Source organism: Maritimibacter alkaliphilus HTCC2654 (genome assembly GCF_000152805.1).
Taxonomy (GTDB): Bacteria; Pseudomonadota; Alphaproteobacteria; order Rhodobacterales; family Rhodobacteraceae; genus Maritimibacter; species Maritimibacter alkaliphilus.
In genome coordinates this window covers 1,850,794-1,866,101 of sequence record NZ_CH902578.1, presented here as the reverse complement: position 1 = coordinate 1,866,101, position 15,308 = coordinate 1,850,794, and the positions used below count along the sequence as shown (strand labels likewise).

Here is a 15,308-nt window from a genome sequence, read left to right as displayed (position 1 = left end):
GATTGCGGAAAGGGCGGCGACATGGCCGCCGCCCCGGTGTGTGTGAGTGGTGGTCGGGTTACTTGATGATCCCGATTTCCTTCGAGATGTCCTGAATCTGCTGGACCGAATTCGCGACGAATTCCTGGAACTCGGCACCTTGCAGGCTGAGCGGGGCGAGGCCGTTGGCCGCCATGATCTCTTTCCACTCGTCCGAGGCATAGAGATCGGCGATTTTCGACACCCAAGTGTCATAGGCTTCGTCGGACATGCCGCCCGGCGCGTAGAACCCGCGCCAGTTCGCGCCGATCGCGTCGATGCCCTGCTCCTTCGCGGTCGGGAAGTCGGCGAATTCGCCCTCCAGACGCTCGGGCGAGAGAACCGCGATGACCTTGATGTCACCGGAATCGACGAACCCCTTGGCTTCCGAAATATCGCCGGTGAAGGCCTGAACGGAACCGGCCAGAAGCTGCGTGACAGCCTCGCCGCCGCCGTCGAAGGCGATGTATTTCACCGAACGCACGTCCTCGATGCCATAGGCATTGGCCGCGATCAGCACCTTGAGGTGGTCCCAGCCACCCACGGCCGAACCGCCCGCGACCGACACCGAGGTCGGATCGTTCTTCACCATGTCCAGCAGCTCGGGCAGCGTGTTCACGTCGCTGTCGGCCGCCACGGCGATCACGCCATAATCCGCGCCGATCGAGGCGAGCCAGCGGACCTGATCCATCGTGTTGCCGGGGAATGCCCCCTGCGCCAGACGGGTCGCGGTCGCGCTCGATGCCGCGACGATCAGGTCGTTGTCATCGCTGCGCTTGTTCACCACTTCGGCAAAGGCGACACCGCCGCCGCCACCGGCGAGGTTGACGACCTGCATGGTCTTTTCGATCAGGCCCTGATCCTGAAGCGACTTGCCCACCTGACGGCAGGTGAAGTCCCAGCCACCGCCGGGGTTGGCGGGTGCGATGCACTCCGGGTTCTCGGGGGTGAAGTCCTGCGCGACGGCGCCGAAGGTGGATGCGCCCAGCATGAGGGCGGCGAGGGTGAGTTTGATGGTCATGAGTGTCCTCCAATTTCGGCGCCCGCACTCCCAAGCGGCACGCCGGTCTCCTCCCCGGCCGGGACACGGCTTTGCACCACCGCTCCCGTCGGGTTAACTGGGCAGTAACGGTTGAACCTGTCACAAACCTGTCATGCGCCGGACGCATGGCACGAAAGGACCCCCGAGATGCGCGTTCTGATGGTCGAAGACGCGACCGATCTGGCCGAAACCGTGTCGGCCCGGTTCGCGCGCGTGGGAATCGCCTGCGATCTGGCGGCCACCGTGACCGAGGCCGAAGATCATCTGGCGGTCCAGCGGTATGACGCGCTGGTGCTGGACATCAACCTGCCGGACGGCAGCGGGACCGACCTTTTGCGCCGTCTGCGCACCGGCGGGAATCGGACGCCGGTCCTGATGCTGACCGCGCTGGTGTCGGTGGATAATCGGGTCGATGCGCTCGACCTCCGGGCCGACGACTATCTCGTGAAACCCTTTGATCAGCGCGAGCTGGAGGCGCGGCTACGGGCGCTGGTGCGGCGCGAGGCGGCGCAGAAAAGCGACACCATCCAGCTTGGGGCCCTTAGCTATTCGCCGTCACAAATGAGCGCGACTCTCGACGGCGAGAAAGTGACCCTGACCCGGCGCGAGGCGGCGTTGCTGGAACTGCTCGTCCGTTTCCCCGAGCAATACCTGTCGAAGGAACGGCTTTACGACGGGCTCTTCGCCTTCGACGATGCGGATGTCGGGCTGAATGCCATCGAGCTTTACATCGCGAGGCTGCGCAAGCGTCTTGCGGGCAGCAGCGTGGGGATCGAGACGCAACGCGGTGTCGGCTACAGGATCGTCGACCGTGGCTGACGGTTCGGCCCCCAGCCTTCTGGCCCGGCTTCTGACAGGGGTGGTCCTGATCCTTGGCATCGGCGCCGTGATCGTGGCCCTGTCGGCATGGTTCAACGGACGATCCGCATCGTGGGAGGCTTATGATCGTCTGCTTCTGGGTGCCGCGAACGACATCGCGGAGTCCATTCGGATCGCCGACGGGGCGCCGACGCTTAACCTGCCCACCTCGGCCTTCGAGCTTCTGGCGCAGGCCCCGGACGATCGCGTGACCTATGCCGTGCGCGGACCGGACGACGGACTGATTACGGGGCTGAGTGACACGCCGTCCCCGACGCGCGAACGGCTGCGCGAGGCGATCTTCTTCGACGGGTCGATGCAGGGCGAGGATGCGCGCTTCGTCGATGTCGTCCGTCGCTTCGCCGAGCGCGACTTTTCGGGCAATGTCCGGGTGACCGTGGGGCAGACCATGATCGCGCGGCGGGCGCTTGCCATCGACCTGATGCTGAATGCTCTCGTTCCCATTGCCATCGCGGGGGCCGCGCTGATCCTGATCTCGGTCATCGTGGTGCGCGGCGCGGTCCGGCCGCTCGACCGGATCGCCGAGGATATGGCGGGGCGCGACCCTTATGACCTGACGCCGGTCTCGGTCGAGGACGTTCCGCGCGAGATCGCCGTCATCGTCACCGCCATGAACCGCTTCATGGGGCGGCTGGATCGGCAGTTCACGGCGATGCAGTCACTTATTTCGGACACGGCCCACCAGCTTCGCACGCCCGTCGCCGCGATCCGCGCACAGGCCGAGACGGCAATCGAAGAAAGCGATCCGGGGGAACGCGACAAACGTCTCGAACGCCTCGCGCGGCGCACGCGGTCCTTGGGCACGCTTCTCGATCAGATGCTGTCGCGCGCTCTGGTCGTCCATCGCACCGACTCGGTCGCGCGCGAAAAAATCGACCTGCGCCAGATCGCGCTTGAGATCGTCGAGACCCGCGACCACGAGGTGCTGGCGCCTGACGTCGAGGTGGAACTGGTGATCGGGGAAGACCCGGTCATGGTTCTGGGCGACGAGTTTTCGCTGGTTCAGGCCGGAAAGAACCTGCTGACCAACGCGCTCAAACATGGCGCGCCGCCCGTGCGGATCGGCGTGAGCGAGGATAAGGGGCGCGCGGTTCTGTGGATCGAGGATGCGGGGCCGGGCATGTCACCCGGTCTGCTCGCCCGCACTGGCGAACGGTTTCAACGCTCCGCCGCCTCGCGCGAGGACAGCGGCGGGCTTGGCCTGTCCATCGTGACCGCCGTGACCGACGCTTTCGATGGCGAGATCGTCGTGTCGCAGGCGAACGGACGTTTCCGGATCGGCTTCGCCCTTCCCATGGTCAAAGGGGGTGCTTCGTGACGCGCCTGATACAAGCTCTGCTGGCGGTCGCGGTTTCGGCCACGGCGGCATTCGCACAGGAAGACGTGGCGACATTCGGCACCGGGGCGACGCCGTTCGTCATCCGGTCGACGACCGACATCGCCATTCTGGAACCCGCCCTGACCGCCTTCGCCGCCGACCACCCGGACCTTGCGATCACTTATGAACAATGGGGCTCGAACCCCCTGCACGCCAATGCGTCGTCCGCCTGCGACGGCGAGACGACCCCGGCGGATGCGGTGTTCTCGTCCGCCGTTCATCTGATGGTCTCGCTGGTCAACCGCGCCTGCGCCCGGCCCTTCGTGTCCGACCGCACGCGGGCCCTTCCCGATACGCGACGGTGGCGCGACGAGGTTTGGGGCGTGACGCAGGAACCTGCGGTCATGATCTACAACACCGACCGGATTGCGCCTGAGGATGTTCCGCAATCGCGTTTCGACCTGCTCGATCTCATGCGCGACGACCCCGTGACGTTCCGGGCGCGCATCGCGACCTACGACATCGAGGCATCCGGGCTGGGATACCTGTTCGCCTATATCGACAGTCTCGAAGCGACCACTTTCGGGTCGCTGCTGGAAGGTCTGGCACGGTCCGATGCGATCGCGACCTGCTGTTCGACCGAGATCATCGAGGGCGTTTCGACCGGCGAATACCTGTTCGCCTACAACGTCCTCGGATCATACGTGCGCAACGCGGCCCCCGCGAACGTGGGTGTGATCCTGCCGGAGGACTACACCCTCTTTCTGTCGCGCGCCTACATGATCCCCGCCAAGGCGCGAAACCCCATGGCGGCCGAACAGTTCCTCGACTTCCTTCTGTCCGAGCGGGGGCAGGCGATGCTCGCTTCGGTCGGCCTGCTGTATGCGACCGACCCCGACGAGTTGCGCACGGTGCAAAGCGCGCGCCGGTCCATCCCGCTTGCGCCGCCGCTCCTCGTGGCCCTGGACGGCAGCACAGAGCGGCAATTCCTCGAACGCTGGACCGACGCGTTTTCCGCCGCACCCGTGCCCTGACGCATGACGCCGGGCGGGCGATGGCGACAAACGGGTTCAAAACCGCGCCGTGATTGCGATAGCGTTCCGGCAACAAGGAGAGCACGATGTCGCTGACCGCATTCACGGCGCCCGGACGGTTCTGGCGCGGGAACCTGCACACCCATTCCAACTTGTCCGACGGGGCGCTCGACCCCGGCGAGGTGTGCCGACGCTATCAGGCCGAGGGCTATGATTTCATCGCGCTCACCGATCATTTCGTCGGCATGTTCGACTATCCAATCGCGGATACGCCGCCGTATCGCAACAACGCCTTCACCACGCTTCTGGGGGCCGAGCTGCATTCCGGCGCGATGGAGAATGGGGATCTGTGGCACATCCTCGCCGTTGGGTTGCCCGCCGATTTCGCGCCCTCGAACTCGCCCGGTTTCCTTGCCGTCGACGCGCAGGAGACCGGGCCCGAGATCGCCCGGCGTGCGCGCGATGCCGGGGCTTTCATCGCCATCGCGCATCCGCACTGGTCGGGGCTGACGCTGGCGGATGCCCGGTCGATCGACGCGGCCCATGCGGTCGAGATCTATAACCACGGGTGCGAAGCCGGGGCGGCGCGCGGCGGCGGCGGGCATGTGCTGGACCTGCTTCTGTCGGAGGGGCGCGACCTGACGATCATCGCGACGGACGATGCCCATTTCACCGAACCGGACCACTTCGGAGGCTGGGTCATGGTGAAGGCCGAAGCGAACGATCCGGATCTGCTGTTGGCGGCGCTGAAGCGGGGGGAGTTCTACGCCTCTCAAGGCCCGGAAATCCGGGGCATCGACGTGACGAAAAGCGCGGTGACCGTGGAAACCACCGCCGCGGTGTCGATCATCGTACAGGGTCGGGGGCAGGGCACGGCAGCGGTCCACGGCACGTCGATGACGCGGACCGAAGTGCCGCTCATGCGGTTCTACGACAGCGATTGGTTGCGCGTGACCGTGGTGGATGCGGCGGGAAAGCAGGCGTGGAGCAATCCGTTCCCGCGCCCCTGAGCCTAGGTGTTCCGGTGCGTGGTCGCGCCCAGATGCGCGGGGCCGACGAGAGCCGCGTATTTGCGCAGGGTCGCCGTTTCGGGTTCCAGCCCCTCGGGCACCGGGGGGCGGGTGCGCCGGGCAAGCTCGTCTGTCGATAGTTTGACGTTCAACTCCCGTTTGCCCGCGTCGATCTGGATGATGTCGCCGGTGCGGATCAGGCCGATGGGACCACCCGCCGCCGCCTCGGGCCCGACGTGACCGATGCACAGACCCCGCGTCGCGCCTGAGAAGCGGCCGTCGGTGATGAGCGCGACCTTCTCGCCCATGCCCTGACCGTAGAGGAGCGCGGTGACGCCCAGCATCTCGCGCATCCCCGGCCCGCCCTTGGGGCCTTCGTTGCGGATCACAATCACGTCGCCCGCCTCGTATTCGCGCTTGCGCACGGCGGCCACGGCATCCTCCTCGCACTCGAACACCCGCGCGGGGCCTTCGTGAACTGTGTGCTTGAGACCCGCGACCTTGAGCACCGCCCCTTCGGGGGCGAGCGACCCCTTGAGCACCACCACGCCTGAGGTCGGCGTGACCGGATTGCCCACGGCTCGGATCACCTTGCCGTCCGCTTCAGGTCCGGTGTCGGCCAGTTCACCCAGCGTCCGGCCCTCGACACTCGGCGTGTCCGTGTGCAGCACGCCCGCCCCCTTCAACACGCGCAGGAGCGCCGGGGTGCTGCCCACGTGGTGCATGTCGCGCGCCCAGTAGGCGCCGCCGGGTTTCAGGTCGGCGACCAGCGGCACGTCCTCAAGCACCTTCGCGATGTCGTCCAGCGTGAAGCTGATCCCGACCTCGTTCGCGATTGCGGGCAGGTGCAGGAGGGCATTGGTCGACCCGCCCGTCGCGCCCACAGCGACCACGGCGTTTTCCAGCGACTCGCGCGTGATGAGGTCCGAGGGCAGCGGGCCGTTCTCGTCCACCGCGCGGCGCAACAGACCCGCCGCGCGTTTCACCAGTGCCTGCCGTTCGGAATAGACGGCGGGAAGGTAGGCGACACCGAGGGGGGCCAAGCCCAGAACCTCGGCCACGAGCGCCATGGTGTTGGCCGTGAACTGCCCGGCGCAGGAGCCGACAGTGGGCACGCCCACCCGTTCCATCGCGTCGAGCTCTTCCTCGCTCGATGTCCCCTCATAGACGCGCCCCACGCCTTCGTAGACGTCGACCACCCCGATGTCCTGCCCGTTCCACGGCGTCGGCAGCGCGGCCCCGCCATACAGAAAGACCGAAGGGCGGTTGATGCGCGCGATGGCCATCAACATGCCCGGCAGCGTCTTGTCGCAGGAGGCGAAGGTCATCAGCCCGTCATAGGCATGGCCGCGCACCACTGCGTCGATGCTGTCCGCGATGATCTCACGCGAGACGAGCGAAAAGCGCATCCCGCGATGGTTCATCGACATGCTGTCGGCCACGGTGATCGTGCCGAATTCGAACGGGGTCATTCCTTCGCGGGTGATGCCTAACTTGGCCGACTGGATCTGCGGCGGGAGCGACATGGTGCAGGGCGTCACCTCGCTCGCGGTATGTGCGATGCCGACGAACGGGCTGGCCAGTGCCGTGTCGTCGTGCCCCATCGCGCGCAGGAAGGCGCGGTGGGGCGCACGGTCGAGCCCCTCCACGATGGTGCGTGAGATGAGCGTGTCGCGTTTGGTCATGTCGGTCCTCCCTGTCCTCGGCGGCACTGTGACCGAAGACCGGGGCGGCGGAAAGAGACGTGGCGGGGTTTTCAGCCGATGGCGGAACCCCCGCCTTGGTGCCGCGCGGGATTGGCCCTAGGGTCGGGGCGACCTTTGGACGTTCGTTTCATGCGCTGGCTACATGCCCTGATCCTCGCTGCCCTCATCGCCACACCCGCCGCAGGGCAGGATCGTGACGCTGTGGAAAGCCAGTTTCAGGACTGGCTGGACACGACCGTCTGGCCGCGCGCACAGGCCAACGGCGTGTCGCGGGACACGTTCGATGCGGCTTTCGACGGGGTAACGCTGAACTGGGATCTTCCCGACCTCGTGCCCCCGGGAACGGTGCGCGAGACGCCGCAGAACCAGCGGCAGGCGGAATTCGGGGCGCCCGCGAAATACTTCAACCGGAACGGGCTGGACGGTGCCACCTCGGTCGGCAAGGTCATGGCACGCCGTCACGCGGCCACCCTAGACGCGGTCGAACGAAAGACAGGCGTGCCGGGGCGGATCGTTCTTGGCGTCTGGGGGCGCGAGAGCGGCTATGGCCGGGTCGCGATCCGGTATGACGCCTTCGAAGTGCTGGGCACCAAAGGCTTCATGTCCACGCGCGCGAATTACTTCACCGACGAGTTGATCGCCGCTCTGGAAATCGCCGAGGCGGGGCATCTCGACCCGCGTGAGATGCGCAGCAGCTGGGCGGGGGCATTGGGGCAGCCGCAGTTCATGCCGTCGAACTTCGCCCGCTACGGCACCGATGGGAACGGCGACGGCAAGGCCGATATCTGGGGGTCTGAGGCCGACACCATCGCCTCGATCGCCGCCTATCTGGCCGACCACGGCTGGGTCGCGGGCCGCGATTGGGGGTTCGAGGTCAGGGTGCCCGCCTCCGTCAGTTGCACGTTGGAGGGGCCGGATCAGGGGCGCAGCATCGCGGATTGGGCCGATATGGGGATCACCCGTGTTTCGGGCCGTCCGTTTCCCGAACATGAGGCGAAAGGCGAGGGCTATCTAATGATGCCCGCCGGCCGGTTCGGCCCGGCCTTCGTCGTCACACCGAATTTCTACGTGCTCAAGGATTACAACACGAGCGACCTGTACGCCCTTTTCGTGGGGCATGTGGGCGACCGTATCCAGTATGGCATCGGGGATTTTCGCGGCGATTGGGGCGATGTCGGCGGAATGTATCGCTCGGACATCGCCGACATCCAGCGTGTGCTGGAAGGGAAGGGGCACGACGTCGGCGGGGTCGACGGGTTGCCGGGCTACAAGACGCGCCGCTCCATCGGGCGCTGGCAGGAGGCCAACGGGCGCGAGGCCACATGCTTTCCCAGCAAGGCGCTCAAATCCGCGATGGTGCCGTAACTCAGCCGCGCAGGAAGCGGATCAGGTTGAATGCAAGGTCGCCGATATCGCCCAGCCGTGCCGCGACATGCTCGCGCGCAAGCCCTTCCGGCCCGGCACGGTCCGCGAGGCGGCGGAAAAGGCGCTCCAGCCTGCGGCGATGCGTTCCGGTCGCGACCTGAACCGGATCGGCGACGAGGCCCGCGAAGGTCGTGACAAAGGCGCTGGCGACGGAGAGCGCCAGAAAGACCGCGACCACCATCCAGATCGGCAGCGCCGCCGGGAACAGGCCGTACCACAGCCGCCCGATGCCGGGGCCAAGCGGGAACCGGTCGATGGCGATGGTCTGGGCCCCCAGATCGGCGAAGGGGCCAGCGAGCGATACGAGGCCGGGGGTCGCGGTGTGAAACAGCAGAAAGCCGGATAGGATGACGACGATCAGTGTGACGATCTCGGCCACGGCGCTGCGGGTCGAGACATAGGCGTCGATCGCCGCGCGCGTCTCGTCCACCGGCGCACCGGGACCGATGCCGTGACCGTCCAGCTCGTGAATGAACGCCGACACCCGCGCGGCCACTTCGGTCGCCACACGGGTGCGAAGCAGGATGCGGCGCGTGGCAAGCCAGTCTGCGGCGCGAGGCCATTTCATCACTCGCGCGAGCAAAGCGGCAAGGCGCGTCAGCAGGAACACGGGCGCGAGGATCACGTTCAGCGGCGCGCGGATCAGATCGCCGCCAAGGGCCGCGCGATGCAGCCGCAGGGTGCCGCGAAGCCCGAAGGTTTCCCGCACGAACGCCCGGATCTCGCCACGCGGCAGGGGTTGAGGTGTCTCTGACGTGTCCACACCGATCAAGTGGGGTGGGGCGCCGGGAAAAGCAAACGTGCCTCAGGTGACGGGCGCGCCGTTCATGTCGGCGTGCAGCTTGTGCACCACGGCGAGCATCCCGTTCAGCCCGGTCTTGGCATAGATGTTGCGCAGATGCGTGCGCACGGTGGGCATGGAGCAATGCAGGCGTTCGGTGATCTCGGCGGGTTTCAGACCGTCGGCCAGAGATTTGCAGATCCGCGCTTCGGCCCGTGTCAGGTCATAGGGATTTTCCGGCGACAGGAGCGGATAAACCGATGTGGGTTCGAGGTGGTCTTCCTGCCCGATGAGCCGCGAGACGAGGCCCTTTTTGCGCGTGGACCAGAGAAAGGCGAGTTCCGAGCCGAGGAGTTCGGTCACCGCAGGGTCCGGGCAGGCGATGAACAGGATGTCGGCATATGCGTCGTTCTTGCCGAGCAGGACCGTGAATTTCTCGAAATAGTCGCCCGAATAGGTCTTGAGGCTTCCCACCTCCCCCTCGGCCGCGATCCAGACGAGGTCGTTCAGCTTCCGGGTGTCGACCCCCCCGACATCCACGATCATATCCGCCCGGTCGCTGCCCTTGCAAAGCCGGACGAGCGCCAGACGGTCGGCCCGCGTCGCGACGGCGATCGCTTCGGCCATGGAGCGGAAGTCGGCCTGACCGGACAGGGTGAGCGTGGCCACGTGGCCGACTCGCACGAAACAGCCGAGGTCCGATGTGGGTGACGCTGCTGCGATGCGGCGGTGGTTCAGCGGCATGACCATGATGTGCCCCTTCGTTTCTGGTCGCGACACCGCCATCCAACAAAAAACCGCGTCCAAAAGTGGGGAATTATTAAGGTATTCAACATCCCGGATTCAGGTTTCGCAATTTGCAAAAGACCACGATCCGGGCCGCCTTTCTGAACAAAAGGTTAGTTTCCGAGGCGAAATGTGGCGGCGCGGCGGCAGCACTGTGTCGATCCTGTGAAAAGGTAAGGTTGCCCTGACCCTTTCGGCGCTAGAAGTTCAACCTTAGGTTGCAGTTCTCATCCCTTTGAATGATGCCCGGATTTCCGTTTTCCGACACGTTTATAGGCATTGAGGCGGGCCGCGTCGGTTTCGTCCAACCCCCAAGGAGCTAGTATGTTCAATGTTATCAAGGCTGCGCTGGGCCGTTTCCAGCGCGACGAATGCGGCGCCACCCTCGTCGAATACGGGATCGCCCTCTCCCTCGCCATCACCATCGGCGCTGGCGCGTTCCTCACCCTCTCGGGCGACGTGTCGGAATCGATGGGCGCCGCGTCCAGCGCCCTCCCGGACGCACCGGCCCCGAGCTGAGACGATTACCTCGCCACGCGTCGCGCAGTTTCAGGTCTGCGCGGCGCGTGACCCGCACTTCGCCCGGGACAGAAGGCGAAGGCAAGTCTTACGAGTGAAAACGAGCAGATCATGCGAAAAGCACCCCTCATCCTCGCCGCGAGCGGCATCGCACTGGCCGTCGGTTGTGCCGCCGTCGCACAGCGCGTGCTGGGCGGGTCCGAACAGGCCGCCCCAACGGTGGCCGTTCCGGAAACGGTCGTGCTGATCGCCGCCGCGCGAGACATCCGGTTCGGTGAGCCGATCCGCCGCGACGACCTCGTCCCCCAGACATGGCCCGCCGATCTGGTGCCAACAGGCGCCTTCGACAGCGCCACGGTCCTGCTGGGCGCCGAAGGCACGGCCCCGCGCCGCGCCACCCAGACAATCCGCGAGGGCGATGTCGTTCTCGCCGCCAATGTTTCCGAATTCGGCGCTTCGGTGACCATCGGATCGACCCTTTCGCCCGGAACCCGTGCCGTCGCGATCCGGGTGAACGCGGACACGGCCGTCGGCGGCTTCGTCTCCCCCGGTGACCATGTCGATATCGTCCTGACACAGGGGCGGGGCGACACGCTTCGCACGGGCGTCATCCTTCAGGACACCCGCGTTCTTGCCGTCGATCAGGACACCGAGGCGCGGGGGGCGCGCAAGGCCCGCACGATCACCGTCGAGGTCGCGCCGCGCGACAGTCAGCGCCTCGTCCTGGCGCAGGAGGCCGGGCAGTTGAGCCTGATCCTGCGCAATGACGATGCCATCGGCGACACCGGCGAGATGGATCAGATCACCCTGCGCGACGTTTGGGGCGATCCCGAACCCACGCCGGAACCCGAGGTGGTCGTTCAGGCCCCCGCGCTCGACCCGACGACGGTGCGTGTGCGCCGTGGCATGGCGTCGGAAGAGATCGTTCTGGAGCAATGATGCGGTCCCGTCTGGCTTCCCACTGGCGCGACGAGGGCGGCGCCGTGCTTGTCGTGTTCGCGCTGATGCTCGCCATCTTGTCGGGCATCGTCGCCCTCAGCTACGATTTCGGTCGCGCCGCAGCCACGCAATCCGAGATGCAGAGCTTCGCCGACAACGTGGCGCTGGCGGCGGCGGGCGAGCTTGACGGGGGTGCCGACGCGCTGACCCGCGCGCAAGCCGCCGCCGAACAACTGATCGCGGACAGCCAGACCTATGGCGAAGGGCCGGGCGCCTTGGGCGCGGAGGATTTCGTCCTGACTTTCTACGCGGTGCGGCCGGATGCGTCGGGCGAGATCGACGCCACGACCACCCCGGAGGCGGCGAAATACGTGTCGGTCCGGGTCGCGGACCGCGCCGTGACGCCGATCTTCGGCGCCGTCTATGCGGCCCTGTCGGGCAACGATGCCGGGCGCGACCGCGCGGGCGCCCATGCCGTCGCGGGCTTCACGCGCTATGCCTGCAACGTCACGCCGCTGATGATCTGCGCGCCAGGTGCCGACTTCGACATCGGGGCCAGTGTGGGCCGGTCGCTCGACCTCCACCTTGCCGCCGATGTGGGCCAACTCGCCCCTGGCGCGCTCGCCCCGCTCGATCCGGTCGCGGACCTTATCGGGATGGACGGTCTGTGCGCGGGTCTTGACGGTGTCGGCCTCGACATCTGCATGATCGCGGCGGAAGGCGACAAGCCGGTCTGCCTTGCCGATGACGGGGTCACGGTGCGCGACAGCCTGTTGTCGGTCAGTCTCGACGCCTCGCTCAACATCCCCTTCGACATATTCGACGGCCCGGCCACGGACCTCGTGAACGACGCGCTTTATCCTGCCGCCTCGAACGTGCTCTCGGCGTTCGAGCCGCTTCTGGGTCAATGTCTGACGGGCACGAACGTCTCGCTTTCGGGGGCTGCGGGCTTGCCGCTCGACGATTGTCAGGCGGGCGGAACCTGCGGACTTCTGGGCGATGGCGACTGGAGCGCGGGGCGCGACGTCTATGTCGATGTGAACTATGGCGGCACCGACCCTTACCCGACCGCGACGACGCGCTTCGGATACTTTCAGGCCGAGCTTGCCGCCGAACTGGCAGGCGAAACCCCGGACGGGTCGAGTGGTGGGTCGTCCGGGGGTTTGGGCGGTCTGCTCGGCGGCGTCGGCGGCATCGTGGACGACGTTCTCGATCTGGTCGTCGGCCCGCAATGCACCTCGGCGGTGTCCGAAGACCCGGCCCGCCGCGTGATGGTGGCGGCGGTGGTGGATTGCGGCGCGAACGGTGTCTCGGCCGGGTCTGCTGGCGTTCCGGTGCTTGGCTTCGCCGAGGTCTTTCTGATGACCCCGGTCGGCCTTGACGGCACCGACGGTGTCGCGGTCGAGATCGTGGGGCAGGTCGGGCCGGACCCCTCGCAGAACGTCACCGATGCGGTGCTGCGCGACGTGGTGAGGCTCTACGACTGATGCGCGCGTTTCGTCATATCCGCCGTTTCGCACACCGCGACGAGGGCGCGGTGCTGGCCGAGTTCGGCCTCGTCCTGCCGCTCATGCTGATCCTCTTCGGCGTGACGATCGAGGCCGCGCGCACCTTCTGGGCCTATCAGGCGACCATCGCGGGCGTGCGTGATGCGACACGCTACGTCGCGCGGGTCGAGACGCCCACGATCTGTGACGAGGTCGGCGCCGATCTGGACGACTGGCAGGCGACCGTCACCGACATAGTGCGCAACGCCTCGGACGGAACGCTGATTTTTCCGGCGTCGATCACCGTGTCCTCGGTGACCGCCGCGCTGACCTGCGCATCCGGCGACTATCGCACCGGCACCGTGCCGGTGGCGACCGTGACCGCCGTGCTGAACATAACCTTTCCCTTCGCGCGCGTGTTCGAACTGGCGGGCATGACCCTGCCCACCGCATCGACGCAGGTGAGCGATCAGGGCCGGATTTTCGGAACATGATCCTGCGCGGCCATATCATCCGCTTCCGGCGGGACGAGGGCGGTGCGGCGCTTGTCGAAATGGGGATCATCATGCCCCTTTTCCTGCTGCTCGCCTTCGGCCTGATCGACTTCGGTCGTCTGGGCTTCGCCTATGTCATGGCGCAGAAGGCGACCGAGCAGGCGGTGCGCGCCGCCGTGGTTCGGACGCCCGCCTGCGATGGCGTGCCGGCGGCGACCACGCGCAGCATCGGCTGGAGCCTGACCCCCTACGGAACCGCCTGTTCGGCGGGCGATGGGCTGTGCGCCGACCCCGGTTCGGTGTCCTGCACGGCTGCGCAGTCGGGCGCGACGGGGGCCGAAATCTACGCCCGCATCACGGCGCTTCTGCCGACCAACGCGACGCCCGCCAACCTGCGTTTCGGCTACGACTACGACGGGAACCTCGGCTTCGTCGGCGGGCCTTACACGCCCCGCGTCACGGTCGAGATCGTCGACCTCGACTTCGAATTCGTAACCCCCATCGGGGCGCTGGCCACGCTTATGGGCGCGAATGCCGACGGCAAGGTCGGGGCCGCCATCGCCTTTCCGGGCATGAGCGCCTCGTTGCCCGCCGAAATCCTCATGGATGGAGAGAACACATGACCGAGTTGGCCGTCTCGTCCCGCTTCACCGACGCCGATCTGCCGGTCGCGGCGCCAAAGGCTGCGCGCACCCGGACCCTGATGCTGTCCGGCACGCCCGGCATGGCCGAGATGGTCGCGCGGGGGCTGGCGCAGGACGCCAACCTCGACGTCCGCCACAAACCCTTCGGCCTTGCAGATTACATCTCTCGCGAAGACGCCGATCTTACGGGTCTCGAATTGCTGGTCTTCGAGATCCGCCCCGGAAACGACACCGACATCGCGATCATTCGCGAACTCAAACGCCACTTCGGGGACGATCTGCAAATCCTCGGGGTGACCGGCGAGGCATTGACGCTGGCGACGGCGCGCACGCTGATGGAGGCCGGGGTGGCCGAGGTCATTCCGCTGTCCAACACCCAGCCGCAAGCGGACCATGCGGCGAGCCTCGGTGCGCTGACCACGCAGGCCGAAACCACCGGGGGCGAGACGCGCGACGCCATGGTGCTTGCGGTCTGCGGGGCGGCGGGCGGTGTCGGCACGACGACCTTCGCGCTGAACCTCGCCACGCTGCTGGCACGCCCCGACAAGACATCGAAAGGCGAACCCGCGCGGGTCGCGGTGGTGGACCTCGACTTCCAAAACGGCGTTCTGGGCGCCTCCATCGACCTGACCGATGGCGGTGCCTATCTGGAGATGCTTCAGGGGCAAGCGAACCCGAACCAGTCCTTTCTGAAGCGGGCGCTTGAGAGCTATGCACCCGGCGGCTTCGACGTGATGGCCGCGCCCGTGACGCTTGCGCCGCTCGACGCGATGACGCCGGACATGGTCGCCTGGCTGATCGACGAACTTCGTCTGGCCTACGACTACGTCGTGCTCGACCTGCCCCGTGTCGTCGTCGATTGGATCGACGCCGTGCTGGCCCGGGCAGACCGCTTTTTCATCCTCGGCGATACCTCGGTCCACACGGTGCGCCAGATCCGACGGATGATCGACCTCTACACCGACGATCACGCCGCCCTGCCGGTGCAGGTCGTCGTGTCGAAGGAGAAGAAGCCGGGTGCCGCCCATGTGAAGGAAGCCGAGCACTTCCTCGGCCAGACCCTCGCCACATGGCTCCCCCGCGACGACAAGACCGCCGCACGGGCGCGCGCGCACGGGCAGCCGATGGCACTGTCCGGCCCGAAGGCACCCGTAAGCCGCGCCATGGGTCCGGTCGTCGAGCAGATCAGAACAGACTTCAAGAATTCGAACCGGCGGAGGGCCTGA

16 protein-coding genes are annotated in these 15,308 nt (G+C 66.7%); 12 read left to right on the top strand and 4 right to left on the bottom strand.

The genetic code is table 11. From position 1 onward, the window contains the following. Nucleotides 1-58: 58 nt before the first annotated feature. On the bottom strand, nt 59-1,039 hold the full coding sequence (locus RB2654_RS10045; protein WP_008331068.1) for a Bug family tripartite tricarboxylate transporter substrate binding protein: 981 nt from the start codon (nt 1,037-1,039) through the stop codon (nt 59-61). 168 nt (nt 1,040-1,207) lie between these two features. Here RB2654_RS10045 and RB2654_RS10040 point away from each other — a divergent pair, with 168 nt between their 5' ends. From RB2654_RS10040 to RB2654_RS10025, 4 genes are all read left to right on the top strand, one after another. Further along, nucleotides 1,208-1,879: a response regulator transcription factor gene (locus tag RB2654_RS10040; RefSeq protein ID WP_040884685.1), complete on the top strand. Its 672-nt coding sequence runs from the start codon at nt 1,208-1,210 to the stop codon at nt 1,877-1,879. Further along, nucleotides 1,872-3,257 (top strand): sensor histidine kinase, encoded by a 1,386-nt coding sequence (locus tag RB2654_RS10035; RefSeq protein ID WP_008331063.1) that lies wholly within the window; start codon nt 1,872-1,874, stop codon nt 3,255-3,257. The genes RB2654_RS10040 and RB2654_RS10035 overlap by 8 nt, the downstream gene beginning before the upstream one ends. Continuing rightward, on the top strand, nt 3,254-4,291 hold the full coding sequence (locus RB2654_RS10030; protein ID WP_008331061.1) for an ABC transporter substrate-binding protein: 1,038 nt from the start codon (nt 3,254-3,256) through the stop codon (nt 4,289-4,291). Before RB2654_RS10035 ends, RB2654_RS10030 begins: the two co-directional genes overlap by 4 nt. An 86-nt stretch (nt 4,292-4,377) precedes the next feature. Then, the gene (locus RB2654_RS10025) at nt 4,378-5,301 is read left to right on the top strand and encodes a PHP domain-containing protein (protein ID WP_008331059.1); all 924 of its coding nucleotides are present in this window, start codon (nt 4,378-4,380) and stop codon (nt 5,299-5,301) included. Nucleotides 5,302-5,303: 2 nt separating this feature from the next. On the opposite strand, the gene ilvD is transcribed toward RB2654_RS10025, so the two are convergent. Continuing rightward, on the bottom strand, nt 5,304-6,986 hold the full coding sequence (gene ilvD, locus RB2654_RS10020; RefSeq protein WP_008331057.1) for a dihydroxy-acid dehydratase: 1,683 nt from the start codon (nt 6,984-6,986) through the stop codon (nt 5,304-5,306). Between the two features lie 150 nt (nt 6,987-7,136). On the opposite strand from ilvD, the gene RB2654_RS10015 reads away from it, so the two are divergent. Then, nucleotides 7,137-8,372 (top strand): lytic murein transglycosylase, encoded by a 1,236-nt coding sequence (locus tag RB2654_RS10015; protein WP_008331055.1) that lies wholly within the window; start codon nt 7,137-7,139, stop codon nt 8,370-8,372. Between the two features lies 1 nt (nt 8,373). Here the strand turns inward: RB2654_RS10015 and RB2654_RS10010 are convergent, their stop codons facing one another. Together RB2654_RS10010 and RB2654_RS22390 are read right to left on the bottom strand one after the other, a co-directional pair. Then, nucleotides 8,374-9,195 (bottom strand): DUF6635 family protein, encoded by an 822-nt coding sequence (locus RB2654_RS10010; RefSeq protein ID WP_040885613.1) that lies wholly within the window; start codon nt 9,193-9,195, stop codon nt 8,374-8,376. Nucleotides 9,196-9,237: 42 nt separating this feature from the next. Further along, nucleotides 9,238-9,963: a helix-turn-helix transcriptional regulator gene (locus RB2654_RS22390; protein WP_050771951.1), complete on the bottom strand. Its 726-nt coding sequence runs from the start codon at nt 9,961-9,963 to the stop codon at nt 9,238-9,240. Between RB2654_RS22390 and RB2654_RS23835 the strand changes: the two genes are divergently transcribed. The 7 genes from RB2654_RS23835 (at nt 9,956) to RB2654_RS09975 (ending at nt 15,308) form a co-directional block, all read left to right on the top strand. Then, nucleotides 9,956-10,168, top strand: a complete 213-nt coding sequence (locus RB2654_RS23835) for a hypothetical protein (protein WP_187432383.1) — start codon at nt 9,956-9,958, stop codon at nt 10,166-10,168. The two genes, RB2654_RS22390 and RB2654_RS23835, sit on opposite strands and share 8 nt — an antisense overlap. 155 nt (nt 10,169-10,323) lie before the next feature. Beyond that, nucleotides 10,324-10,518, top strand: coding sequence for a Flp family type IVb pilin (locus RB2654_RS10000; protein ID WP_008331049.1), 195 nt, complete (start codon nt 10,324-10,326; stop codon nt 10,516-10,518). A gap of 111 nt (nt 10,519-10,629) precedes the next feature. After that, entirely contained in the window at nt 10,630-11,457 is an 828-nt protein-coding gene (gene cpaB / locus RB2654_RS09995) for a Flp pilus assembly protein CpaB (protein WP_008331047.1), read from the top strand. After that, nucleotides 11,457-12,944 carry a TadE/TadG family type IV pilus assembly protein gene (locus RB2654_RS09990; RefSeq protein ID WP_161600689.1) on the top strand — a complete coding sequence of 496 codons (1,488 nt, stop codon included), beginning with the start codon at nt 11,457-11,459 and terminating at the stop codon, nt 12,942-12,944. Before cpaB ends, RB2654_RS09990 begins: the two co-directional genes overlap by 1 nt. Further along, entirely contained in the window at nt 12,944-13,438 is a 495-nt protein-coding gene (locus tag RB2654_RS09985; RefSeq protein WP_008331029.1) for a TadE/TadG family type IV pilus assembly protein, read from the top strand. Before RB2654_RS09990 ends, RB2654_RS09985 begins: the two co-directional genes overlap by 1 nt. After that, nucleotides 13,435-14,061, top strand: coding sequence for a TadE/TadG family type IV pilus assembly protein (locus RB2654_RS09980; RefSeq protein ID WP_008331028.1), 627 nt, complete (start codon nt 13,435-13,437; stop codon nt 14,059-14,061). The genes RB2654_RS09985 and RB2654_RS09980 overlap by 4 nt, the downstream gene beginning before the upstream one ends. Further along, a complete protein-coding gene (locus RB2654_RS09975) occupies nt 14,058-15,308 on the top strand; it encodes a CpaE/TadZ family protein (RefSeq protein WP_008331026.1) in 1,251 nt (416 codons plus the stop codon). Before RB2654_RS09980 ends, RB2654_RS09975 begins: the two co-directional genes overlap by 4 nt.